The 21,759-nt window shown below is 64.0% G+C and carries 25 protein-coding genes; 16 read left to right on the top strand and 9 right to left on the bottom strand.

What is annotated here, in order from left to right; genetic code table 11:
- Positions 1–283 precede the first annotated feature (283 nt).
- From ABT158_RS47360 to ABT158_RS47345, 4 genes are all read right to left on the bottom strand, one after another.
- Complete coding sequence (locus ABT158_RS47360) at positions 284–1,267, bottom strand: HNH endonuclease (protein ID WP_352365409.1); 984 nt, start codon at positions 1,265–1,267, stop codon at positions 284–286.
- Positions 1,268–1,609: 342 nt separating this feature from the next.
- Entirely contained in the window at positions 1,610–3,208 is a 1,599-nt protein-coding gene (locus ABT158_RS47355) for an AAA family ATPase (RefSeq protein WP_352365407.1), read from the bottom strand.
- Complete coding sequence (locus ABT158_RS47350; RefSeq protein WP_352365405.1) at positions 3,205–3,891, bottom strand: hypothetical protein; 687 nt, start codon at positions 3,889–3,891, stop codon at positions 3,205–3,207. The genes ABT158_RS47355 and ABT158_RS47350 overlap by 4 nt, the downstream gene beginning before the upstream one ends.
- A gap of 421 nt (positions 3,892–4,312) precedes the next feature.
- Complete coding sequence (locus ABT158_RS47345) at positions 4,313–5,047, bottom strand: XRE family transcriptional regulator (protein WP_352365403.1); 735 nt, start codon at positions 5,045–5,047, stop codon at positions 4,313–4,315.
- A 142-nt stretch (positions 5,048–5,189) separates the two neighbouring features.
- Between ABT158_RS47345 and ABT158_RS47340 the strand changes: the two genes are divergently transcribed.
- From ABT158_RS47340 to ABT158_RS47330, 3 genes are all read left to right on the top strand, one after another.
- A complete protein-coding gene (locus ABT158_RS47340; protein WP_352365401.1) occupies positions 5,190–5,534 on the top strand; it encodes a hypothetical protein in 345 nt (114 codons plus the stop codon).
- 12 nt (positions 5,535–5,546) lie between these two features.
- Positions 5,547–5,999, top strand: a complete 453-nt coding sequence (locus ABT158_RS47335; RefSeq protein ID WP_352365399.1) for a GntR family transcriptional regulator — start codon at positions 5,547–5,549, stop codon at positions 5,997–5,999.
- 68 nt (positions 6,000–6,067) lie between these two features.
- A complete protein-coding gene (locus ABT158_RS47330) occupies positions 6,068–6,634 on the top strand; it encodes an HD domain-containing protein (RefSeq protein ID WP_352365397.1) in 567 nt (188 codons plus the stop codon).
- Here ABT158_RS47330 and ABT158_RS47325 read toward each other — a convergent pair.
- Entirely contained in the window at positions 6,602–7,078 is a 477-nt protein-coding gene (locus tag ABT158_RS47325) for an NUDIX hydrolase (protein ID WP_352365395.1), read from the bottom strand. The two genes, ABT158_RS47330 and ABT158_RS47325, sit on opposite strands and share 33 nt — an antisense overlap.
- Positions 7,079–7,081: 3 nt before the next feature.
- Positions 7,082–7,822 carry a DUF5919 domain-containing protein gene (locus ABT158_RS47320; RefSeq protein WP_352365393.1) on the bottom strand — a complete coding sequence of 247 codons (741 nt, stop codon included), beginning with the start codon at positions 7,820–7,822 and terminating at the stop codon, positions 7,082–7,084.
- Positions 7,823–7,964: 142 nt separating this feature from the next.
- Here ABT158_RS47320 and ABT158_RS47315 point away from each other — a divergent pair, with 142 nt between their 5' ends.
- On the top strand, positions 7,965–8,180 hold the full coding sequence (locus ABT158_RS47315; protein ID WP_502911627.1) for a hypothetical protein: 216 nt from the start codon (positions 7,965–7,967) through the stop codon (positions 8,178–8,180).
- Between the two features lie 141 nt (positions 8,181–8,321).
- Here ABT158_RS47315 and ABT158_RS47310 read toward each other — a convergent pair whose 3' ends face one another.
- The gene (locus ABT158_RS47310; RefSeq protein ID WP_352365391.1) at positions 8,322–8,690 is read right to left on the bottom strand and encodes a GntR family transcriptional regulator; all 369 of its coding nucleotides are present in this window, start codon (positions 8,688–8,690) and stop codon (positions 8,322–8,324) included.
- Between the two features lie 108 nt (positions 8,691–8,798).
- Between ABT158_RS47310 and ABT158_RS47305 the strand changes: the two genes are divergently transcribed.
- The 8 genes from ABT158_RS47305 to ABT158_RS47270 all read left to right on the top strand — a co-directional run bounded on the left by ABT158_RS47305 (position 8,799) and on the right by ABT158_RS47270 (position 14,776).
- Positions 8,799–9,128 carry an SCO3933 family regulatory protein gene (locus ABT158_RS47305; protein ID WP_352365389.1) on the top strand — a complete coding sequence of 110 codons (330 nt, stop codon included), beginning with the start codon at positions 8,799–8,801 and terminating at the stop codon, positions 9,126–9,128.
- Positions 9,121–10,440 carry an FtsK/SpoIIIE domain-containing protein gene (locus ABT158_RS47300; protein ID WP_352365387.1) on the top strand — a complete coding sequence of 440 codons (1,320 nt, stop codon included), beginning with the start codon at positions 9,121–9,123 and terminating at the stop codon, positions 10,438–10,440. Before ABT158_RS47305 ends, ABT158_RS47300 begins: the two co-directional genes overlap by 8 nt.
- 22 nt (positions 10,441–10,462) lie before the next feature.
- The gene (locus tag ABT158_RS47295; protein WP_352365385.1) at positions 10,463–11,095 is read left to right on the top strand and encodes a DUF2637 domain-containing protein; all 633 of its coding nucleotides are present in this window, start codon (positions 10,463–10,465) and stop codon (positions 11,093–11,095) included.
- An 18-nt stretch (positions 11,096–11,113) separates the two neighbouring features.
- A complete protein-coding gene (locus tag ABT158_RS47290; RefSeq protein ID WP_352365383.1) occupies positions 11,114–11,449 on the top strand; it encodes a hypothetical protein in 336 nt (111 codons plus the stop codon).
- A gap of 17 nt (positions 11,450–11,466) precedes the next feature.
- Complete coding sequence (locus ABT158_RS47285; RefSeq protein WP_352365381.1) at positions 11,467–11,628, top strand: hypothetical protein; 162 nt, start codon at positions 11,467–11,469, stop codon at positions 11,626–11,628.
- Positions 11,629–11,844: 216 nt separating this feature from the next.
- Positions 11,845–13,224: a replication initiator gene (locus ABT158_RS47280; protein WP_352365379.1), complete on the top strand. Its 1,380-nt coding sequence runs from the start codon at positions 11,845–11,847 to the stop codon at positions 13,222–13,224.
- Entirely contained in the window at positions 13,224–13,415 is a 192-nt protein-coding gene (locus ABT158_RS47275) for a helix-turn-helix transcriptional regulator (RefSeq protein WP_352365377.1), read from the top strand. Before ABT158_RS47280 ends, ABT158_RS47275 begins: the two co-directional genes overlap by 1 nt.
- Positions 13,412–14,776, top strand: coding sequence for a tyrosine-type recombinase/integrase (locus ABT158_RS47270; protein WP_352365375.1), 1,365 nt, complete (start codon positions 13,412–13,414; stop codon positions 14,774–14,776). Before ABT158_RS47275 ends, ABT158_RS47270 begins: the two co-directional genes overlap by 4 nt.
- Before the next feature lie 153 nt (positions 14,777–14,929).
- Here the strand turns inward: ABT158_RS47270 and ABT158_RS47265 are convergent, their stop codons facing one another.
- Positions 14,930–16,567 (bottom strand): DNA/RNA helicase domain-containing protein, encoded by a 1,638-nt coding sequence (locus tag ABT158_RS47265; protein WP_352365373.1) that lies wholly within the window; start codon positions 16,565–16,567, stop codon positions 14,930–14,932.
- A gap of 592 nt (positions 16,568–17,159) precedes the next feature.
- Here ABT158_RS47265 and ABT158_RS47260 point away from each other — a divergent pair.
- From ABT158_RS47260 to ABT158_RS47250, 3 genes are all read left to right on the top strand, one after another.
- Complete coding sequence (locus ABT158_RS47260; RefSeq protein WP_352365371.1) at positions 17,160–19,085, top strand: hypothetical protein; 1,926 nt, start codon at positions 17,160–17,162, stop codon at positions 19,083–19,085.
- Positions 19,086–19,404: 319 nt separating this feature from the next.
- Positions 19,405–19,671: a hypothetical protein gene (locus tag ABT158_RS47255; protein ID WP_352365369.1), complete on the top strand. Its 267-nt coding sequence runs from the start codon at positions 19,405–19,407 to the stop codon at positions 19,669–19,671.
- A 4-nt stretch (positions 19,672–19,675) separates the two neighbouring features.
- Positions 19,676–19,975, top strand: a complete 300-nt coding sequence (locus tag ABT158_RS47250) for a hypothetical protein (protein ID WP_352365367.1) — start codon at positions 19,676–19,678, stop codon at positions 19,973–19,975.
- 122 nt (positions 19,976–20,097) lie between these two features.
- On the opposite strand, the gene ABT158_RS47245 is transcribed toward ABT158_RS47250, so the two are convergent.
- Positions 20,098–20,460: a nucleoside triphosphate pyrophosphohydrolase gene (locus ABT158_RS47245; protein WP_352365365.1), complete on the bottom strand. Its 363-nt coding sequence runs from the start codon at positions 20,458–20,460 to the stop codon at positions 20,098–20,100.
- A gap of 13 nt (positions 20,461–20,473) precedes the next feature.
- On the opposite strand from ABT158_RS47245, the gene ABT158_RS47240 reads away from it, so the two are divergent.
- Complete coding sequence (locus tag ABT158_RS47240) at positions 20,474–21,490, top strand: HNH endonuclease (RefSeq protein ID WP_352365363.1); 1,017 nt, start codon at positions 20,474–20,476, stop codon at positions 21,488–21,490.
- Positions 21,491–21,759 lie beyond the last annotated feature (269 nt).

Genomic DNA, 21,759 nt, shown 5'->3' with positions numbered 1-21,759 from the left:
ACCAACGGACTGACATCTCGGGCGTTCATTCGACGCCGCGATCCACCGGCGGTCCGAAATGCCCGCCTGACGTTTCGCCTTTGGAGAGCGGTATTCGTCGCGGGGGACTTCGCCGCTCTGCTGCAGGTGGCCCGTCGCCCAGCTCGACGGCCCCATCTCGCTCGCATGCCAGCACGCCCGAACACGCTAGTGCCCACACGCAGGAGTGGATCAGAGCTCATGCCGATTGACCCTGCTGCGCTACCCGTTGATCGTTTCCGGTCACGGCACTGGTGAGAATTTGTCAGGCCACCGCGTGCGGGGATGTAGTCAAGGTGCCGGTGCCATGCCCCAGGACGACGCTCATAGCGCCACGATGCATCGCCCAGTGCGCAGTGATCCACTTCTGGTGAGCCTTGGTGAGGGGAGCGGTAAGCGGCCGGCCGTGCAGCTTGTCGTAGTCGGGGTAGGTACGCGTGCTGGGCGCGATGTCCAGAGTCATCGTGTTCGGGTCGATGGCGATCAGTCCGAGGTCGAATAAGCGGTGGACATCGCGGCGCAGCAGCAGCCCGCCGTGGGTGTGGTGCTTGCCGTTTTCGGCGTAGCTGTACAGGTGTGCCGCTTCCAGGGCTGCTGCGGGCACGGGGCCGAGGAAGGCGCATACCTCGCCGAACTGCTCCAGCAAGCTGGCGCGGAAGGCGGCCTGGCCGTTGCGGACGCGGACCGTCCTGGTCTTGTGCCCGCCAGCGATGACCTTGCGCGTGTTGTCCGCGACGTCCAGGGGGGTGGCGTTCTTCCCGGTCTCCACCCGGGTGCGGAAAGCGTCCCAGCGCAGACGCCGCAAAGCATTCTGCGACCTGGGTTCCTCGCACAGGGCGCGTAGCTCCGGCGCGGAGACGTGACCGCAGAGATCGATCCAGCCGGCTTCATAGCGGGCGCGGTAGGTTGTCACCCGCACCGTCTCAACGTGCGGGGTGTCGAATTCCGCCTTGCACTGATCGGTCCAGCACCGGTACTTCGGTGTCTTCCTCTTGCGTTCGGCGATGTCCGCCTTTCGGCATGTGGGGCACGAGCTGAGGTCTTTGGTGCTGGTGCCAGTCGCGATGTCCTCGATTACGGACAGGCCTAGCAGGGTGTCCCCGTCCCATAGCACGATCGTGTCCCCGACCTGAACGTGGGACGCGTTGGGAACCCTGCTGTCCCAGCTGTAGTGGGTGGAGGGGTTGTCGTCATATCCCTCGCCCACGCGCTTGGCTTCCGCGCCCAGGTACATCAACCACGCAGTCACGTGACTCCTCCATTGCCCGCTATCCGTCCCACATCCGCCGGCCGCACACACTCCGTAGCCTCGGGAAGGGCTCACCTGATTACGTGGCGGCGGGCGCTGTATGCTCGATGGCAAGTGGACCCGTACCGCAGGGCCGCCAGGCCCGAGGAACGGAAGCCACGCGGCAGTATTCTCGACACCTGCGCCGCTGGTCCGGGCACAGAGCTGCTAGGACCGATCATCGGAAGCACGTGGGAACCTTGTCTTCTCTGCCTGAGTAATGATCCTGCTCGTTCTTTCTAGTTCGTAGGCAGGTCCGACGAGGGCGTTTTGACCTCAACACTGAACCTAACAGAGCTTTTGTCAGCCAGACAAGTATTCCATTACCGCTGCGGTCGCAACGTTCATCATTTGTCGAGACCTTACTGGGCCTATCCATTTTGCTTGCTGAAAATCACTTTCCGATGCGGCAAGGATCTTTCCAACGGTGTCAAATCCAAGCTGCTCCAGTCGGCTCTTTGCGAACGCGGTCAAGTCAAGCATGTCTACCGATCGACCGAGCTGTGACTTGATGAACTCACGCCTTTCTTCGTCCATCTTGTCGATATCAAGCCGGGCAATACCTTCGTAGAGTTCGTGGTTGGCCCCAAACTCCACCATACGTTTAATTGAGATAGCGCGTCGCAACCATGTTGTTGCGGACACGGGATCGGCCTCCGGTCCCGTCCTCGCGCCAATATTGAGCATGTACCGCGTGCCGATTAGCCCGCGAGTAGCCACGAGCCCACTGCCAGCTTCATGCAAGATACCGCTATAGCACAACAGGCGGAGAGCCTCCTTTACGGGAGCTGGCGCGTCTCGATGAATCCAAATGAATACGCGCTTGTCTGGATCCCCGTTGTCGCCGACTCTCTTCCGTAGCATCGGGATAACGTGCCTTTGTAGGAACTGCTGCCCCCAGTCGATCACAGCGCGATGACCTACGTAACGGTCTCCAAGGGCCGAATGCTCGCCCCAGATAGTGTCCCGATAATACTCTCTCAGTGTTCGCTGTGCATTACTGGCATTGAGGGGAGACGCCGACGAAACGGTCTTTAGTAGAGTGCGGGGATTGCCGCTAGCTGCGAAGGCCAGAGCGTCGAAGATTTCTCCATGGCGAGAAATTTGGGATTCGAGAGTGGAATCTTGGCGCAATACGATTTCACGCATCGCCTCAAGGTAGCCCCTATCTAGGATGTCTCGATTGACATTGATAAGCTCGGCGTCATGGCTGATCTGAAATGACTCGCCGAAATAGGTTACCCCTGGGTAAACTGCGGCCTTTACTGAGAGATAAGGGCTTCGCAGATCGCGCATAATTGTGAAGAACTGGCGCTGCTGCTCCGGAATAAATACATGAGCAGCTTCATCCACTAGAAGCACTACCCGCCGCACTTGAGTCTGCGCACAGAGATCCTCAATCGCATCCTTGATGACCTCAGGGTCTATTCCGGAGTCAACATTGGACGACAACGACTCGTTCTTCCAAGCGTCCTCCAGGCGACTCCGGAGTTCATGAAGGCGAAGCTCTGTTCTCTTGTCGTTAACGTCGCTCGACAGCGTGGCGAAGATGGTGCTGTTATCCCGAAGCATACCCTTCTTGCGTGCTTCCCGAATTATCCGTTCGCAAATTTTGGCAAGCATCCAATGCTTAAATCGCTCCGGGTCGGCAGTCTGAAGGAGCCCGGCCTTGTTGAATGTTGTATATACAGCTAGCGTCTTAGATGCTCCAAAATCCTCATCTAGTTCCTTTTGGGCAACCTTTAGAAGGAAGGACTTGCCCACGCCTCTTGCACCCTGCAAGACTACAGTTTTCTTGCTTTTTAGCGCATTAATTGTGCGTCGATCGAATTCAGTTTCTACGAAATAGTCGCCGACTTCGTCGAGCGTGAGATCCTCTGTCCGAAAATTCAGTTCGCTCATGATTCAGCAGCGCCTTCCTCTAGAGGCAATCCCAGTAGCCTTCGAATCGAAACACGGTTCGAAAAGTGATCCTCAAGTGAGGCTTCGATAGCTTGGCGTTGAATACTGCTCAAATCCTTAAAATAGCGAACCATAAAACAGTAAATTACGGACTCAAGCGCTGTCGCCGCTACGGAAAGCCATTCTTGTACAGTCTGCTCCCTAAGGGAGATGGTCGTGGGAAGCATCTGAGCTGTCGAGACGCTGCCATGAATATATTCCGAGCATCGGCGGTATGCTCCTTTGAGTGAACCAATCATGTCGCTTTGATCGGCGATAGCCTCCACGCAGAACTCTCTAAGGAATGGGGTGGAATAAATCCCATCATCCAGCGATGTTATTGACGACCAGCTAATATCTAGTCGACCACTAACCCATTGTCGGCGCTTAAATTCCAATGCGCTAAGATATGCCGTGCCAACTGTTACTTCGAGAAATGACCTCAAGCCTGAGAATGCTTGGCGGTATAGCCCACTCATGGCGGCATAAAAAGCGAGCCCGAAGTCCTGGTGAGCAGATCGTAATTGCTGTGATTCCGGATAAGCTTCGAGAACCTTTAGCCAGGAATTTAGATCGGCCTCTAGGTGCAGAACTCTATTTATCTCTAATTCTGCTTCATTAGTGGCCTGCCTGATGTGTGCCATGCATGCTTTATGCAGCCCTAGCAGCATTTCTTCTACGCCATGCGCACTCGCGACCGGTCGGCCTCTCACGCCTGCAAAGTTAGCACATTCGGGCTTCTTGTCTCCATGCTTTGGAACGTTCCGAACTTGACTGCCATTTTGGGCGTAATGCCCCTAATGGTGCCTCGTGAGTCAATTGTGCGACCAGCAAGCATGTTTGGCTGAAGCCATCATGAACATGGCCGGCGCTCTCACGGTGTCAGTTCGTAGCGAATGCACATAGCGTGGGCGGCGCTGGCCGCGACCGGCCGAAGAGCCGCAGCGCGGCCAGCGGCCGCCCGACACGCGGCAGGCCGCCACAGGCGGACTGCCCTTGATCACGTGTAGATAAGTTGCTTTCTGATCTTGCTGTCTGTCTGTCGCTGGTCGTCTGGCGAGCTGCTCAGCTCGCTTGTGAGTAGACCTCGGCGTTGCCCCAGACACGCTCGAAGCTGGCCAGGTAGGTTGCCGCCGCTGCTTCTTGCTCCATGGCACGGAGATGCATGACAGGAGCTTGAGCTGCGGGTGTGCCGTAGGCGTGGCAGTTGACCAGTAGGTCGGTGTCGGCTCGGTAGATCGAGTTGTAGAGGACCGTTCGGTGGAGGCGAATTTCCGCGTTCTCGATGTCAGCTAGTGGCCGGTAGAGGGTCAGTGCGTTCTGTACGCGAGAGGCCATGACGTCGGCGCCGATGGTCTCGTCGATCCCGCGTGCAGCTACGGAGGGGGCGTCAGGATCGCCGACCAGGACGCGCACCCTTACGCCTGTCCGTGCCTTTTGGGCCAGGAGGCGGATGAGGCCGGCGTCCTCGGCGAGGAAGAGACCGCTGTAGGTGAGGATGCCGATCTCCCCGGTGGCTGACTGGAATAGGTGGCGCCATGTGGCTCGGGGGACTGCCCAGCGGTGTGGGTAGATGGCCAGGACTTCGTCGTTCAGGGGGCGTTGCTGCTGAGCGATGTCGGGCCAGAGTTCGGCTTCTTCGACCTGGAGGAGATCGGCGATGCCCCAGCGGTGGCGCGGGTAGGGGATGCGGCCCTTGAGCCACCTGTGCACGGTCTTCGGGTCTACGGCGAGGTGTGCGGCGACGTCCGCGGGCTGGAGGCGGGCGGTGTTGAGGGCGTGGCGAAGGTTGTCGTTCATGCGCACCTCTCGCGTGACCAGGGGCTATGCCTGGACGCTAACACGAGACGTCCCTAGACGTCCCTGAGTTGCGGTGTAGAGGTTCCGCTGTGCGGGCGAATCTCGACATACACAGTCCGTAACAGTGAAGGGACGGCTCGTTATGGCGAGCATGAAGGAACGACAGCACGCATACGCGCAGCGCGTGCTCACCGCACTGAGGGACGAGCTTGCGGAGCGGGACGTTCCCGCGGTGCTCGTCGTGGCCGAGGACGGCCGGCCAGGGCTGGACGTGACCGACAGCCGATTCCGGGTCCGGCGCGTCTTCGTCCACCTCGCGTTCTGCTGGTTCTACTGGGGTGACCAAGGGGACGAGCGGGTGACCTGCTTGCGCATGGCCGCGGCCGTCGAGCGAATCACGGAGGCCGCGCAGGAGGGCTGGCACGAGGGGGAGCAGGGCGAACTCGGAATCGACCTGCAGCGGATCGTCGAGGCCTATGGGGCCTGAAGTACGTCGACGGTGAACAAGTGGCTCACTGGTTGGCGGATCTTCACGCAGATCGCTGACCGGTTTCGAGAACGGATCGCGATGAGCATGTACCCAGCGGGTTCGATGATGCCGTCTGAGGCGGCGCTGTGCGCGGAGTTCGGCGTCGCACGCAACACGGTGCGCCGGGCGCTGGCGATGCTGGAGGACGAAGGGCTGATCCTCACCATCCCAGCGAAAGGCCGGCTGGTCCTCGGCGGAGACAAGCCGAAGGAGGAGCCGTACCTGTATCAGGTGATCGCGCGGAAGCTGCGAGGTCAGATCGAGCGCGGGGAGCTGGCGCCCGGTAGCGCCCTGCCGAGCGAGTCGCACTTGCGGCGGGAACACAAGGTGTCGCGGAGCACCGTCCGGCAGGCGCTTGCGGTGCTGGAGCAGGAAGGGCTGATCGTGTCGGAGCATGGGCGAGGGCGGTTCGTGCGCAAGTGAGGACGTCCTGGGACGTCCCGGCGAGTGGTCTGGAGTGTTTCCGGCATCCCGTGCCTATCGTGAACAACGTGGGACAAGCTGAATGGGCTCATGACCTCGCCAAGGACCTGCTGGAGACGACGTTGCCGCGGCGCTGGGCGCACACCCAGGGAGTAGCCGCCCGCGCCGTGTCTCTGGCGCCGATCCTCGGCGACGAGGCCGACACCCTGACCGCCGCCGCCTACCTGCACGACATCGGATACGCCCCTGATCTCGTCTCGACCGGCTTCCACCCCCTTGATGGGGCGCGCTACCTGCGCGACGTCCACCAGGCAGACGACACGCTCTGCCGCCTGGTCGCGCACCACTCCTGCGCCGTCAACGAGGCACGCGAACGGTCTCTCTTCACCGAGCTGACCCAGGAGTTCGATGAGGAGCGGCCGGAGCTGGTCCAGGCGCTGACCTACTGCGACATGACCACAGGGCCGTCCGGACAGCATCTCGACGTCACGGAACGTCTGGCCGAGATCCATTCCCGGTACGGCCCCGAACACCTGGTCAGCCGGTCGATCACCACTTCCACGCCGTGCATCCTGTCCGCGGTGCGGGCGGTGCAGGCGGCGCTAGCCGATGTGGGGGAGGGCGGTGCCGGCTAGGTAGTGCTCGATGCGCATCCGCATCGACCGGTCCATCGACAGTTCGGTGATCTGATCGCGGGGCACCCAGCGGACCTCGCGGGACTCGTCGCTCGGTGTCGGCTCGCCGCTGATCGCCCGGCCCGTCAGGACAAGGGAGAACTCCTGGCGGGCCTCGCCGTTGGAGGTGTAGAGGATCACGTGCCGGGGATCGCTGTAGGTTCCGACCAGGCCGGTGATCTCGCAGGTGATCCCGGTTTCTTCGAGGGTCTCCCGGACTGCGGCCTGCGGGATGGACTCGCCCAGGTCGATGGCGCCCCCCGGAACGGCCCAGTTGCCGTTGTCGCTGCGGCGGATCATCAGGATCTCGTCCGCGACGTTGGTGACGATGACGTTCACGGACGGGACCAGGCTGTTGGGGGTCGGCGCGTCGGGGTCGTCGTAGTAGTCGATCCGCTTGGCCACGGCTCAGGACCCTACCGGCCGGGCGCCGTCCCAGACGCGCTCGAAGCTCTCGGCGTACGTGGCGACCATGTCTCCGCCGACGACCTTGCGGAGGTGCAGGACCGGCGCGTTGCCGGCGGGGACGCCGTACACATGGGTGTTGACGAGGAACTGATCGTCAGCTCGATAGATCGAGTTGTACAGCACGGTCGCGTGCAAGCGGAACTCCACGTTCTCTCGTCCCTGAAGGGATCGGTACAGGACCAGTACGTTGCGGATCTTGGCGGCCATGCCGTCGTCGATGCCCTCGTCCCTGCCGCGCTGGGCTACCTCGGCGCAGTCGGGATCGCCGAGCAGGATGCGCACCCGTACGCCGGCGTCGGCCTTCTCGCCGAACATGCGCACTATGCCTGTGTCGTCGGCAAGGAACAAGCCGCTGTAGACGAGCACGCCGATCTCCTCGGACGCGCTTGAGAAGAGCCGTCCCCAAACGTCCCTGGGGACGGCCCAGCGGTGCGGGTAGACGGTGACGATCTCTGACTCCGACGCGGCGGCGACCTGGTCGCGGGTCAGGGCCTCCGGCCAGAGGTAGGTCTCCTCGGCATCGAGGTAGGAAGCCACCGCAAATCGATGTTTTCGGTACGGCGCGCGCCCCTTGGTGATCCACCGTTCGACCGTCTTGGGGTCGACCTGGATGGCATTGGCCAGGTCGGTGATGCTCACGCCCTTCTGCAGAAGGGCGGCACGTAGCCGTTCGTTCGCCATATCACCTGCTCCGGGGACGTCCGGGGACCTGCACATCGTAGGCCGGACGTCTTGAACATGTCCCGTCGTGTAGTGATCTCGTCCTCACTCTCCGTCGCAATCTTGGTGTCACAAGGCAACGCCAGACCGACCGAAAGGAGACGTGATCACCATGAACCACGACATCTACCCGGACCCCACCTGCCATTGCGGGGCACTCATCGCCAGGGGGCAGGAGAGCTGCCGCAAGTGCCGGGCCCGTGAGCGCTGGCTCAAGAAGCAGGCCGCCAAGAACCGGGGCGGCAGGCGGAGCGGCGAGGTCCGGCGTCCCCCGCGCGCTCCTCGCGGCCTGGCCGCCATGGGGGTGAGCTGGACGTGATCCCGCTGATCCTCGCCGGAGTTCTCGGCATCGCACTGCTCGTCGGATACGTCATGGTCCTCGTCGGCATCCGCCGAGAGGACAAGGCCCTGAGCCTGCGGCAGCACCCGAACGGAGCGTCCGCGTCGCTGGCGCGGAAGGTTACCGGCTGCTACGCCCGGAGCGGCGTGCAGTGGACGTAGCCAGCTGCTCCTCGACCCTCGCGAGGCGCTCCGACAGATCCCGGACCGTACTGCGCAGCTCGTTCACTTCGCTCGCCAAGTCGCCGGCCGCAGGGACTTCGCCGGCCTCCCGTACGAACACGCCCTTGCCCTGCTGGCCGATCACCAGGCCCTCGTTGCGCAGGATGCCAACCGCCATCTTCACCACGGACAGCGAGGCGTCGTACTGCTCGGCGAGCTGGGCGGTGGAAGGCAAAGGCGTTCCGGGCGCGAGAGAGCCGCCGCTGATCTTCGCTCGGAGATCGTCGGCGATCTGGAGGTAGCCGGGGCGCCCGGTGTTCTTGACCATCGCAGTCCATCACACCACGAAACGACAACCAAGCCAACCGAGAGGACGTTGACAACCGAGGCAACTAGGTTAACTATGTTGACTACGACGAATAGGAGGTCACTGCCCATGCGTTCCGTTCCGATCCCCGTGGATGTCAGCAAGCTCGCCATCACCTGCGTCAAGGCCGCGCGTCCGCGCGTCCTCAACCGCGACACCGGCGAGATCAAGACCGACAAGAACGGCAACACCGTCTTCGAGGTCACCGTCTCCGTGGAGGACGAGTTCGGCCGGATCGAACTCGTCAAGATCGCCACCACCGGAGAGCCGCCCATCAACGTCGGCGACCAGGTCAACCCGGTCGGACTCCTCGGCTACGTCTGGGAGATCGCCGGCCGGTGGGGCATCAGCTACCGCGCCTCGGCCCTGCTCCCGATCCGGGAGACCGCCGATGCGTGACACGCTCGTCCTGCTCGCAGCCCTGGCCGCTCTCGCGGCCGGGCTGTGGGCCTGGCGCCGCTGGCATCCGGCGTCTTTCTGGGTGGTGCTCGGCTACCCGATCACCGCTCTGTCCGTACGCGCGTCCTGGCGACGCGTCGCCCTCGGCTGCGGGCTGACCAAGAAGCGGCAGCGCTTCTGGTTCACCACCGTCCCTGGCCTGGTCGCCTCCAGCGGCACGGTCAGGGTCAAGCGCCGCTTCCAACGCGTCGCCGTCGACACCAAGCCGTTCATGTGGCTGCCGCTGCCCACCCGGCACGGCTGGCGCGTCACCCTTCACACCCTGGAAGGCCAGACACCCGGCGACTACGCCGACGCCGCCGAACGCCTGGCGCACTCCTGGGGTGTGCATGCCATCCGCGCTTCCTCGCCCCGGCCCGGTCGAGTGGTGCTCATGGCCACCATGCGGGATCCGCTGGTCAAGGTCGATACCTTGCCCGCCTCGACGGAGCTGCTCAAGGTGACGGTCGGTCGGCTGGAGAACGGCAAGCCGTGGACTATCGACTTCCGGACCGTTCCGCACTGGCTCAACGCGGGAGCCACCCAGTCCGGCAAGTCGAACCTCGCCAACGCTTTGATCGTCGGCCTGGCTCCACAACCCGTGGCACTGGTCGGCTTTGACCTGAAAGGCGGGGTCGAGTTCACTCCCTACAGTCCGCGACTGTCCGCGCTGGCCACGTCGCGCGCCGAGTCGGTCACGCTGCTGGATGACCTTGTCGGCCTGATGGTCGATCGGATGGGGCTGTGCCGTCAGGCCGGTGCTCGGAACATCTGGCAGCTCCCGCCCGGCATCCGCCCGATCCCGATCGTGGTCTTGGTCGACGAGCTGGCGGAGCTGTATTTGATGGCCGACAAGTCCGAGAAGGACGAGATCGCCAAGACAGCGACGGCGCTGCTTCGGGTGGCTCAGCTCGGTAGGGCGTTCGGCATCTACCTGTTCTGCTGCGGTCAGAGGATCGGCTCCGACCTCGGGCCTGGCGTCACCGCTCTACGCGCCCAGTGCTCGGGACGGATCTGCCACCGCGTCAACGATCCCGAAACCGCCACCATGACCCTCGGCGACCTCGACCCGGCCGCCCTGGTGTCCGCCCGTGCCATTCCCGCCGAGACACCTGGCGTGGCCATCGTCGCCGGCCAGGACGGTCAGTGGTATCGCGCCCGATCCTTCTACGTCACCGAGCAGGCCGCCGAACACGCCGCTCGTGCTCACGCCGATCTCACTCCGTCCTGGACCGAGATCACCACCCACCTGCCCGAAGCTGTCAACGCCTGATCAGATCGAAGGGAGGGCAACGATGCGACGCCTGGCCCGTTGGCTGCTCGATTCCGGTCCCGTGCTCGTCCTGGCTGTCATCGCCGGTGCCGGATCGTTCACCCACATCCGCGACACCGCGGCCGAGCACGGTCAGACCGGCTGGATGTCCTGGGCCGTCGCCGTCTGCATCGATCTGACCTGCGTCATGGCCGCCCGTGAACGCCAGCACGACAAGAAGACAGGCAGAGCGCGTCGCGGCCTCGCCTCGTGGCCCGTCTTGGTCCTGGTCGGCGGCATCGCGTTGTCCCTGGCGGCCAACCTCGCCCAGGCCGCTCCAACCGTCTGGGGCTGGATCACCGCCGCCGCTCCGGCCGGCGCCTTCCTGCTCGCCGTCTCGATGCTCGAACGCCGCGCCTCGCACACCGCTCCTGAGCCGCACGAGGCAACGACCTCACTCGCCGTGACACCGTCCGCCGTTCCGGAACCTCCACGTACCGACGAAGAGAACCGCCAGGACGGACCCGCACCGGCCCTACTCGACTACGCCCGCCGCATCGCAGACGAGCATCAGGCCCGCCATGGCAAACCCATCACCAGCGATGCCCTACGCACCCATCTCGGTGTGTCTGGCCAACTCGCCTCGGACCTGCTCAACACCCTACGAACCACCTGACCGAAGGGAGATCACCTGATGACCCGCAACCATCGCGCTGACCTTATCGACGGCCTGCTCAACCTGGCCGCCTTCCTGGAGGCTCACCCAGAGGTGCCCGTCTCCTCGAACGTCGTCGTCCATCACTTCCCCGAGCACGACAACGACGCCGACATGTGCGACGAGATCGACCACATCGCCGCCCGCATCGGCTCCCGCATTGAGTTCGACGACTCCCCGTACGGCCACTATGCCACCTCGGTCTGCTTTGGGCCTGTGGAGTACCGGGCCGTGGCGGTTCTGGCTGCCGCGCGAGCCCGCCACGACGCCGAAAGAAGCTACTTCGGCTGCATCAAGCCCGACTCGGCAACCTGACCACAGGAGACGCGATCATGCGCATCCGCATCGACGGCACCCGCGCCGAAGTCATCGACGCTCTGTTCCGCTTACGCCTGCACTTCACCGTCATCGCCGCCTCACGGCTCTACCCCGACCGAGCCAGGCCCGCCCACTGGCGCATCTACCTCACCGCCGCACCACGGCGAGGGAGGTGAACAGACCTTGATCGAACTCATCCACCACCGCTGCTGCACCTGCACCGGAACCGGTCTGGACGACGACCGCAACCGCTGCCGCGACTGCGACGGCACCGGCATCGACAACCACGGCGCGTAACGCGCAGCGCCCCCGGCCTGGCCGCACATCCGCCAAGACGAGTGCCAGGTCGGGGGCCATCCCCTCACCCGAATGAGTGAAAGGAGGCTTCCATCTTGCCTGCACGCACCACCAACCCGCACGCCCTTGCGGGCGTGATCGCCCGACTGAACGCCGAGGACTACGACCGCTGGGCTGCTCAGGTCCGCTCCACAGGCGGCTGCCGACAGCCCATCCACCTGCGGGGCAAGGTCGACCACTACGACCGCGCGACCGGCCGGCTCCTGCACCGCTACACCACCCGAACCGAACCCGACGGCATTCTCCGCCTGCCCTGCAAGACCCGCCGGGCCTCCCGCTGTTCAGCCTGCGCGGAGGTCTACCGCGCCGACACCTACCACCTCATCCGCGCGGGCCTGATCGGCGGCAAGGGCGTCCCGGAAACCGTCACCGCTCACCCCATCCTGTTCGTCACCCTGACCGCACCCACCTTCGGAGCGGTCCACACCCGCCGCGACAAGCACGGCAAGGCCCTGCCCTGCCACGCCCGCCGCAACGGGCGAACCTGTCCGCACGGGCGCGTCCTGTCCTGCATGACCAAGCACAGCCCCGAGGATCCCCACCTCGGCGAACCCCTGTGCCCGGACTGCTACGACTACACCGGCTCCGTCCTGTTCAACGCCCTGGCACCGCTGCTGTGGAAGCGCTTCGCCGACTCCCTGCGCCGCCGCCTGGCGAAACTCGGCGGTCTGACCCTCAAAGAGCTCCGCGAACACCTCACCGTCTCCTTCGCCAAGGTCGCCGAGTACCAACGCCGCGGCGTCGTCCACTTCCACGCCGTCATCCGCCTCGACGGCGCGAGCGGTCCTGCCACCTCACCACCGGCCTGGGCCACGACCGACGTCCTGTCACAGGCGGTACAACATTCCGCCCACGCTGTCAGCGCCGAGACCCCTGCCATCGACAACCAGCCCGCCCGCCTCCTCAAGTGGGGCACTCAAGTCGACACCCGTCCCATCACTCTGGAGGGCGATCTCACCGAGCAAGCCGTCGCCGGCTACATCGCCAAGTACGCCACCAAAGCCGCCGAATGCGTCGGCACTCTCGACCGCCGCATCAACCCCCTCGACAACCTCGACGCCTACAACCTCCGCGACCACCCCAAGCGCCTCATCACCGAATGCCTCCGCCTCGGCAGCATCGACGACCTGGCCGAACTGCGCCTCGCCAACTGGGCCCACATGCTGGGCTTCCGCGGCCACTTTTCCACCCGATCCCGCCGCTACTCCACCACACTCGGCGAACTCCGCGCCGCCCGCGAACACCACGCCCGCGACCACGAGATCACCACCGGCCGCCTGCCCCTGTTCGAAGAGGACACCGTCCTCGTGGTCAGCGAATGGACCTACGCAGGCAAGGGCTACAGCCTCGCCGACCAACTGGTCGCCGCAGCGATATCGGGAACGCCCGTCCCAGACCTCCCGGGCGGTGCCTGATGAGCCGCCGCGACGAACTGCTCACCGTCCCCGAGGTTCTCGCCGAGCTGGGCGGGGTGTCCCGGCGCACCTTCTACCGCTGGCGAGAGCTCGGCCGGGCACCCGTCTGCGTCCAGCTTCCCAACCTCGAACTCCGCGTCTGGCGGAGCGACCTCATGGCCTGGCTCGACTCACGACGGGAGGCTGCATGAACACCACCTACGACGTGAAGTTCAGCCAAGTCCAGCAGCGCTCCAACCGTGGCACCCCGGCGTACGTCGCTCGCTGGCGGGTCGCCGGCAAGGAGAGGTCCAAGAGCTTCCGGACCAAGGGACTCGCCAACGCCTTCATGTCCGACCTCCGGCAAGCGGCGAAGGCGGGGGAGGAATTCGACGTTGCCACCGGTCTGCCGGTCTCGATGCTGGCTCCCGAGTCCTCGGGACCGACGTTCCTGGAGTTCGCCCAGGCGTACGTGCTTCGCCGCTGGAGCACGTCCGCGGCACGAACCAGGGAGACGGACGCGTACGCGCTCCTGTCGCTGGTCCCGGCCTTGGTAGCTGACGCGCCACGCCGTCCCTCGGCAGAAGAGCTACGGGAGGTCCTCCGAGTTCATGCGCTGCTGCCAGAGAAGCGTCGGGCCTCTCTGACCTCGGCGCAAACCGTGACCCTGAACTGGCTGCAAGGAGCCTCACTCCCGATATCGGCTCTCGCGGAGGCACACGTTCTCCGTGCCGCTCTCGACTCCATCTCGGTCACCTTCGCCGGCACCCCGGCGGGCGCGAACACCGTGCGACGCAAGCGGGCCGTACTGCATCACATGCTGGAGCATGCGGTGGAACAGAAGATCTTTAGCAGCAACCCGCTGGACGGAATCAAATGGACCATGCCCAAGGCGGTGACAGCCGTTGACCCACGAACGGTGGTCAACCCGGCCCAAGCGAAGCAGCTCCTCGACGCTGTTTCCAAGGTTGGGCGTAAGCGTGGTCCCCGGCTCAAGGCATTGTTCGCCTGCATCTACTACGCCGCGCTGCGCCCGGAAGAGGCAGCCGACCTCCGGCAGAGGAACTGCACCCTGCCGGAGTCCGGCTGGGGGCTGATCGTCCTGGAGAAGGCGCGCCCCCAGGGAACGAAGCGCTGGACCAATTCGGGCGAGACCCATGAGTCGCGCAGCCTGAAGCACCGCGCGGACAAGGAGACACGAGAGATCCCCATCCCGCCAGCCCTGGTCGCCATGCTCCGTGAGCACATCGCCGCGTACGGCACCGCCGAAGACGGCAGGATCTTCGCCACGGGCACTGGGGGCACCTACTCCAGCTCGGCGCACTCCTACGTCTGGCAGGAAGCCCGCAAGCTTGCCCTGACCCCGGAACAGGCCGCCTCTTCGCTCGCTGCTCGCCCCTACGATCTCCGCCACGCGGCGGTCTCGCTCTGGTTGAACGCCGGCGTCCCGGCCGTCGAGGTCGCCAAGCGGGCCGGCCACAGCGTGGACGTGCTGTTGCGGGTCTACGCGAAATGCATGGACGGCCAACAAGAGCAGATCAACAGCAAAATCAACGATGCCTTGAGCGATTAGCTCGCCCGATCCAACCCCGGCCCCGGTCTTCCGGGGCCGTTTCACGTTGCGTTGCTGGACATGCAGAGCCCTCAACCACGGGTGTCACCGCCTGTCCAGGGGCAGGCATCATGAACTGGGGCTTTTACGAGCCATCTCGGCCCGAGGCCACCCTTATGTTGTCGCCGTTCGCATGAGACCGGCGAGGTGATTCCGCAGTTCGGGGTCGACCGCGTAGATCACCGTGCCTCGCATCCCTCTGGTGAGCAGGACCTTGTACACGTTCCGTACGAGTTGGTCGAAGTCGCTGTCGGGAACGGACTTACGGCTCCTGAAGGCAGGGTCCTTGTTCTCCTCGCGCACAGTGACAAGCCGCCCATCCCGGACGGTGAGGTCGGGTCCGAGGATGACGCCGTTCCAGTCGTACTCGAACCCCTGGGCGGTGTAGACGCAGCCGACCTGCCCGAACCCGTTCGGCTCGCTGGCCCACAACATGCTCGGCGGATAGTCGCCGACAGCGCGGTCCTTCTTGACGTTCCACGGTCGTGCCCAGTCTCCGATGACGACATCGTTGACGAGGGTGTCATCGGGACGGGGGTCGCTCCAAGGCCAGCAGTAGCCTGCGGTCATGCGGGCGGTGCCCGTTTGGGCGCTGAGGAAGGCTTCGAGCTCCTGCGGCGAGTCAGCGAGCAGTACGTCGAAGTCCTGGTCTCCGTCCCACTCCAAGGGACCGCCGTCGGCCAGACCCAGCAGCCGGAGCACCCACTGCTCGTACTTGCGGCTGCCTCCACAGCGGAACTGCTCATCGAGGGAGACGAACCGCACGTCGTAGCCCTTGGCGCGGGCGTAGCTCTCGATGCTGTCCACGGTGCCGAGCTCGCCGGGCCTCACCACCTGGTGCTGGTCGAGGAGGAAGACCGGCACGCGGGCCGCGGACAGCAGCTCGTCGAGCTGGCTGCGCCCCGTCCGCCTTGCGGCCGGCGTAAAACGATTGGTGGACGTCTCGCGGATGCGATGGGCTTCGTCGCAGATCAGCACGTCCATGCCGTTCTGTTCGGCGTCGGTGAAGCTGTTGAAGTACTTGAACAGGTTCTTGATCCGGGTGCTGCCGCGGCCGGGATAGCGGCGCATGGTCTGCGTGAACGACTGCGAGCCGGTGGCGTGCAGGGCCGAGCGTCCTTGCCTGTACAACTCGCCCAGCAGGGACAGCGCGATGACGCTCTTCCCGCTGCCCGGACCGCCGGTGACGATGACGACCTGCTTGGAGTCCGCCCGCCGTGCTCGGTCCACGGCGCCCATGACCAGCTCGTACGCGACTTGCTGCTCGTCGAGCAGCGTGAACTGCTCACGTTCGCGAATCTCCTTGGACGCGTACGTCATGAGCTGCTTGCTCGGGGCGACCGCGCTCTTGAGGAGCCGGTCGGCGGCGTCGGCGCCCGGCTTGTCGGACAGGCGCTCGCTGAGGTACCGGAGGAACTCGCCGCGCCGCTGCTTGGTGAACATGCGGCTGCGCTCGTCCCGGACCTGCTCCGACAGCCCGTCGACGTCCAGGTCCATGGCGTTGTGCAGGTACGCGGCCCCGTGCACGGCGTTCGGCTTGCCGTTGAGCGCTCCAAGGAAGTCGCACATGTACTCGCAGTACCGGCGTACCTGCTCGGCCGGGTGCAGCGTCTCGCCGCCCGGCATGCCTTCCACGATGACCAGGTGCTCGCCCGACTCGGAGGGCTCAGCACGGCTCCACTGCTTGAGCTCGACGACGACGTACGAGTCCTCGCCGGTACGCGGATGCACGCCGGCAAGAACCACATCCACACGTTGGCTGGTCAGGGGGAGCTTGTACTCCACGAGCATCTCGACCCTGTGCAGACCGGCGTCGGCAAGGTCTCGAGCGAGGACCGGCAAGCTGCGCTGCCAGGACTTGAACTCGGAGGGGGAGGGACGGCGTCCTGTGGTCGCCCGCACGTGTTCAGCGATCGCTTCCGCCAGAACGGCCTCGTTCGGGGAGGTGAGCAGGTTGTCGACAGACAGCCGCAGAGCCGTCACGGATTGTCCCCCAGGCAGCACGAATGAACTCGTGCGGGTGGGGGCCTATCCGCTCCGACCGGAGTCGTACGAGTGCGGAAGCCCGTCGGGCCGCATCACATGGTCACCGAAAGCGTAGCGGGGAGGTCGCGCTGGCGGAATCAAAGATGGACCTTTACCTGCTCACAGCCAGGTACGAGGGACTTAGCGTCCGCCCGCACTCGCGGCCCAGTGGTTGAACCGGAAGCGGGCCGACTTGCGTACTCCTGGTCGAAAACGCCAATCGCCATATCGGTACTGCAGGATTCCTTAGACAAATGTCAGGCTGAGGTTAGGCTGATTGGCGGTCCGGACGTGTTCCCCCGAGATGTCGGAAACGCTCATGACCCAGCCGACCGATCTGCCACCGAAGCTGTTCGACGACAAGTACTCCGGTATCAATTCATCATGGATGGATCAGTTCCAGAAGGCGCTCAGCCGTGCCGGAGAGTTGCTCCGTAGGAACGAGCCGCTGGTCAGGCGTGTCATGGAGAAGCTTGAGCTGGACGTCTCGGGGCTGGGCGCCATGCGGGAGGCGGAAGGCTGGATCCACGCCAAAACTCCTGAGCTCCGGCGTCGGAACGACGCGATCCAGGCGGTGGATGAAACCTGGGGACCAAAGGGGGCCGGCGGGCTGCTCGGGTTCGACGAGGAACTACACAAGAAGGTCTCTTACGACCCGGATGCTTATGCGGCGGCGGCCTACCTCAACCTGGCCGCGGATGGTGAGGAAGTCGACGACAAGACGCTTGCCCAGCTGGAGAAGCATGCGGGAGACACGGGATTCGCGCTCAAACTGATGAACGCCATGGGGCCCGAGCGAGTGCGACGACTCCTCGCCAAGACCGACCGACAGGACAAGAAGTCCCAACGCTTGCAAGCGGCTCTGGGCAAGGCGCTGGGGAGTGCCAGCGCACAGCTGAGCACGCAGTGGCGTAACGACCTGATGGCCAATCTCTCGCGCACCACTCAGGCAGGGATCGCCGCGGCGTTGAAACACGGGACCTTCAACAGCTCCTTCCTGCTGGAGGCAGCGAAGAAGCTAGATGACGTCGAGCGAAAGCAGGCGATGCACCACGGCGTCGGACGGCATCCGATGGCGGACGTGATGGAGGCGTTGAGCAAGAACCCGGAGGCGGCTCAAGGCTTCTTCGCCGACGGCGACAGGCTGAAGTACTACACGACCACACTTCCCTTGGGAGATGGTGGCGTGGCAGTGGGCAAGGCGTTGGAAGCAGCCACGATGTCCTTGCGCGATCGCGCGGGATCGGCCGCGCAACCGTCGTCCGGTTACCGATCGGCCGATCTGGCTTCAACCCTCATGCATCTCGAATTCGAGCAGATCAAAGCCGGCAGACCGCAGGAGTCATTCGTCGCTCCCGCCTCCATCGGGCGGATCCTGGCGGCCTACATTCCTGATGTCGACCGCGCCGCGACGGGGCAGTTCGCCAAGCCTGGCGTATATCAGGAAGACCACCCCGGCATGCCCGGGAAGGAGCCATGGGGAGCGAAGTTCGACCGCGAAGAACTGAGCGCGGTGATGAAGGACGTCTTCACCAAGGACGACAAGGCGTTCGGAGTCGTCATGGCCGCCCAGGCGGCCTGGAGCGGTGCCCTGTTCGATCACGGCGCCGCCCGCATCGCGGAGACTGGCAACAAGGGTGCCTTGATCACTGCGGCGACTGAGGCGGGAACGGCTTTCGGGATGCTCGTGCACGCCGCTGGAATCGGGAAAATCGAGGAAGGGCGCGAACTGGATGACACCCAGAAGCGCAACATGAAGATCCTCATGGCGGTCGTCAACACGGGACTGTCCTTCCCGCAGACGGGAACATGGCCGATCACGGCGGGTGTCGTTGGCGCGTGGGGAGGGCTGATCGAGGACAGTGCCCAAGGCACAGCGGAGAAGCAGGCCGTGTCGTCCGCCAACTTCACGTCTCGACAGACTCGTGAACTGGTTCGTCAGCTTGGGGTACAGGCCATGTTCAACCATGGCATGTTCGGCTCTTCGGATCCGCCCGCGAAATCGCACCCCTGGGCCTCATTGACCGATTTAGCGCCCGGGGCGGATCCTCGCAAGGCGTCGAACAATTTCCTCGAGGACGACGGCAAGACACTGAAGACGCTGGGAGAGATGATGAAGTCGGATCAGCGGCCATACAATGCCTATAACGCATGGTTGCGACGCCCGGAGAACAACCCATGGGTAGACGTTGAAGTAGGGCAGAGTCTCGACCAGGCTTTCGACAACGGTTTCCCGGACTTCTAGTCGCATGAGGAAATCTGTCGGGCGAGCGGCTGCCCTGCTGATGTGTGCGCTGACCTTCATAGCGGGGTGCCAGAAAGCTCCTTCTGCAATCGACACGGCTCCACTGCCGTCGGTCGCGTCCTCTCCTTACCTGTGTGGGCATATTCCAGCGACTGCCGCCAAGCTGATGACCGGCGTGAGTGACCCGATCGTGAACGGCTCGCTCAGACCTTGGCAGGGAGGTGAGGGCTGGGGAAACTGCGCGCTATACAGGTCCGGCGGAGAGAGTCGACAGCAAGTACTGCATGTCATCCTCGACTCCGGTGGAGCTCATGGCCAGGTGGATGAATACCTCAAGGACGGAGGGAAGCTGCTTCCTGAGATCGTTCCGGGTGGCTACGGCGCCTACATGGTGGACTCAGATAAGACGAGTCGCGTGGGGGCGATATTGGTCAAGGGGCAAGGCCGCCTGCTGGTCGAGCTCGTGCAGGGGATTCAAGGGCGGGACAACGCCGCCGACATGGTGGCTTTCATGAGGCTGATAGCACCGAGGCTCCTCGTTGGCGACTCGCCGTCCCCCCGTCCGTCTCAGAAAGAGAAGGGATGAAGCGATGCCCGAGATGGTGCCTAATCCCTTACGTGAGGCGCTGCAGAACGCGCTGAAGACGATAGAGCCGTTAATTCACGATATGCAGGTCGCGCTCAACACTCCTGCCAAGAACTTCCACACCGGCAGGATCTGGACAGGGCCGGTCGCCAAGATCTTCGATGGAGAGCTCGATCGGCACAACGGACGGGTCCAGCACGCGGGTGAAACCATCCTGAACGATCTACGCTGGCAGATCACTCGTACCGCGGTTGAGGTCACCGAGCAGCAGGCGCTGGAGATAAGCCGCCGGTACGACCTGTAACTGGCCCGGCGGTGATGCCGGCCTCGGCCTTCTCGCCAGGAACATCTTGGGGCGGCCTCGTCGAGGATCGATGGTGCTGGTCTGGGAGGGCTGCGAGCCGGCTGATCACCATCAACCTCTCATTACCGTTCGGCTGATCTCACCTCGTCCAGCCAGAGCCGGCGTCTGAAGCCGCCTCGCTCGGTGCGCTTGTGCCGTGCGGCCTCCTTGACCTCCTCGTCGGAGTATCCAAGCGCTTCGGTCAACGCCGTCAGAACCTCATAGAGATCGGCGAGCTCTTCCAGGCGATCATGCGGTTCGGCACGGCGCAGCTCCTCGGCCTCCTCAGCGAGCTTGGCCGTCAAGGCGGGCAGCACTTCACACTCGTCAAGCACACGCACCATGGCCTTCCCACCATCGGCCTCGATGACCTGCGGGATCTGATCGCGCACCAGCTTGCCGTAGATGATCCTCTGTTCCTCGCCCAAAATTGTCGCCTCCTTCACCGATACTGCTCACATGGACTTCCGCCGCGGTGTGGTCACCGGTGAAAGCGTATGGCGAGCCATCGTGTTGTACGGCGCCAACTCGGCCACCTACAAGTTCGCCTTCGGCGCGACGCTGCTGGAGATCGCTGCCACCGGCCGTGACCGCGTCACGCTCGAGGAACTGGCACCGCGGTACGCGGAACTCCTGTGTGAAGCTCTTGAGCGTCAGCCCCGACAGGGAACCTCGGCTCGAAGTAAGTTCCTGGACGCCTGTCGCGCCTTCAACGCCGGCGAGCTCGACCGCGACGCGCTTCATCGGCGAACCGTCCAGCTCGGCTTCAACAATGTCATCGACGCGTTCCCCAAGTTGGGTGGCGACCAGGCGCCGGTCAGCTATTACGAGGATCAGCGCAAGAACTCCTCCGCTCCCGGCCTCCTGCTGCGCGACGAATTACTCGAACTCGCTCGATCGGTGCACGCCCAGGACCTGGACGCGGAAACCGCTGCCCGTTGGCGGCTGGTGGAGACGGCGTGGGCCACTGGCATATCCGACGGAGTCCTGGGCCCCTCTCTTGTTTACGACCCTGACAAGCAGGCCCTGGTCCTCCAGTCCAAGCAGCGTCGACGAAGCGTGACCGGGGTGGTCGCCGCTCTCAACGGCTATCAGGATGGCCGCTGCGCCTACTGCAACGAGCTCATGACGCAGAACGTAGGCTCTGGCCCCATTGTCGAGCACGTTCTGCCCTGGAAGCTGCTCACTCGTCTTTGGCGTGGCCCCGACGTCGATGCCATCTGGAATCTCGTCCTGGCCTGCTGGTCCTGCAACAGCGCCAAAGGTGGCCGTGCTCCGCACGAGACGTGGATGCCGTGGCTCGAACAGCGAAACAACGACCTCATCGAATCACGTCATCCGCTTCGCGAAGTGCTCATGGCCCAGACCGGCACAACCGTGGCCGAGCGGCATGACACTCTCAAGCATGCGTACCGAAGGGCGACAGAGCTCCTACCTGCAGTCTGGACGCCGCCTGTGGCTGGCCACCTCGCATAAGCATGGCTGAGGCACACGTCGCAATTCGCTCCTCAACCCTCCGATCCCTCGGCAACTCCAAGCAGCCGGTACTTGTACTCGATGGTTGAGAGCAAAATTTGATCTAGGGACCAGGGGAGGAAGATCGAAGCATTCCCTCCACTCGTAGCGATTTCACCCTGTTCGTCTGACTTGCAGTGAGCCGTTTTCATCCCCGTGCGGTGAGTTGCTGATCACAGCATCATCGCGAGGTTGACGTTCGCCTGATGACATGGCGAAACCCCTGGTAG

It is taken from the genome of Nonomuraea sp. NPDC001636 (assembly GCF_040298265.1).
In the GTDB taxonomy this organism is placed as follows: Bacteria; Actinomycetota; Actinomycetes; order Streptosporangiales; family Streptosporangiaceae; genus Nonomuraea.
The sequence above is the reverse complement of the archived record's forward strand: the minus strand, read 5'-3'. Positions and strand labels throughout refer to the sequence as shown.

Bases quoted from the DNA above. Each gene is read 5' to 3' on its own strand.
- ABT158_RS47290 (WP_352365383.1), top strand. From the start codon at position 11,114: ATGACCCGCAACCATCGCGCTGACCTTATCGACGGCCTGCTCAACCTG.
- ABT158_RS47270 (WP_352365375.1), top strand. From the start codon at position 13,412: ATGAACACCACCTACGACGTGAAGTTCAGCCAAGTCCAGCAGCGCTCC.
- ABT158_RS47355 (WP_352365407.1), bottom strand. From the start codon at position 3,208: ATGAGCGAACTGAATTTTCGGACAGAGGATCTCACGCTCGACGAAGTC.
- ABT158_RS47295 (WP_352365385.1), top strand. From the start codon at position 10,463: ATGCGACGCCTGGCCCGTTGGCTGCTCGATTCCGGTCCCGTGCTCGTC.
- ABT158_RS47310 (WP_352365391.1), bottom strand. From the start codon at position 8,690: ATGGTCAAGAACACCGGGCGCCCCGGCTACCTCCAGATCGCCGACGAT.
- ABT158_RS47320 (WP_352365393.1), bottom strand. From the start codon at position 7,822: ATGGCGAACGAACGGCTACGTGCCGCCCTTCTGCAGAAGGGCGTGAGC.
- ABT158_RS47305 (WP_352365389.1), top strand. From the start codon at position 8,799: ATGCGTTCCGTTCCGATCCCCGTGGATGTCAGCAAGCTCGCCATCACC.
- ABT158_RS47285 (WP_352365381.1), top strand. From the start codon at position 11,467: ATGCGCATCCGCATCGACGGCACCCGCGCCGAAGTCATCGACGCTCTG.
- ABT158_RS47345 (WP_352365403.1), bottom strand. From the start codon at position 5,047: ATGAACGACAACCTTCGCCACGCCCTCAACACCGCCCGCCTCCAGCCC.
- ABT158_RS47275 (WP_352365377.1), top strand. From the start codon at position 13,224: ATGAGCCGCCGCGACGAACTGCTCACCGTCCCCGAGGTTCTCGCCGAG.
- ABT158_RS47260 (WP_352365371.1), top strand. From the start codon at position 17,160: ATGACCCAGCCGACCGATCTGCCACCGAAGCTGTTCGACGACAAGTAC.
- ABT158_RS47240 (WP_352365363.1), top strand. From the start codon at position 20,474: ATGGACTTCCGCCGCGGTGTGGTCACCGGTGAAAGCGTATGGCGAGCC.
- ABT158_RS47300 (WP_352365387.1), top strand. From the start codon at position 9,121: ATGCGTGACACGCTCGTCCTGCTCGCAGCCCTGGCCGCTCTCGCGGCC.
- ABT158_RS47350 (WP_352365405.1), bottom strand. From the start codon at position 3,891: ATGGCACACATCAGGCAGGCCACTAATGAAGCAGAATTAGAGATAAAT.
- ABT158_RS47250 (WP_352365367.1), top strand. From the start codon at position 19,676: ATGCCCGAGATGGTGCCTAATCCCTTACGTGAGGCGCTGCAGAACGCG.
- ABT158_RS47340 (WP_352365401.1), top strand. From the start codon at position 5,190: ATGGCGAGCATGAAGGAACGACAGCACGCATACGCGCAGCGCGTGCTC.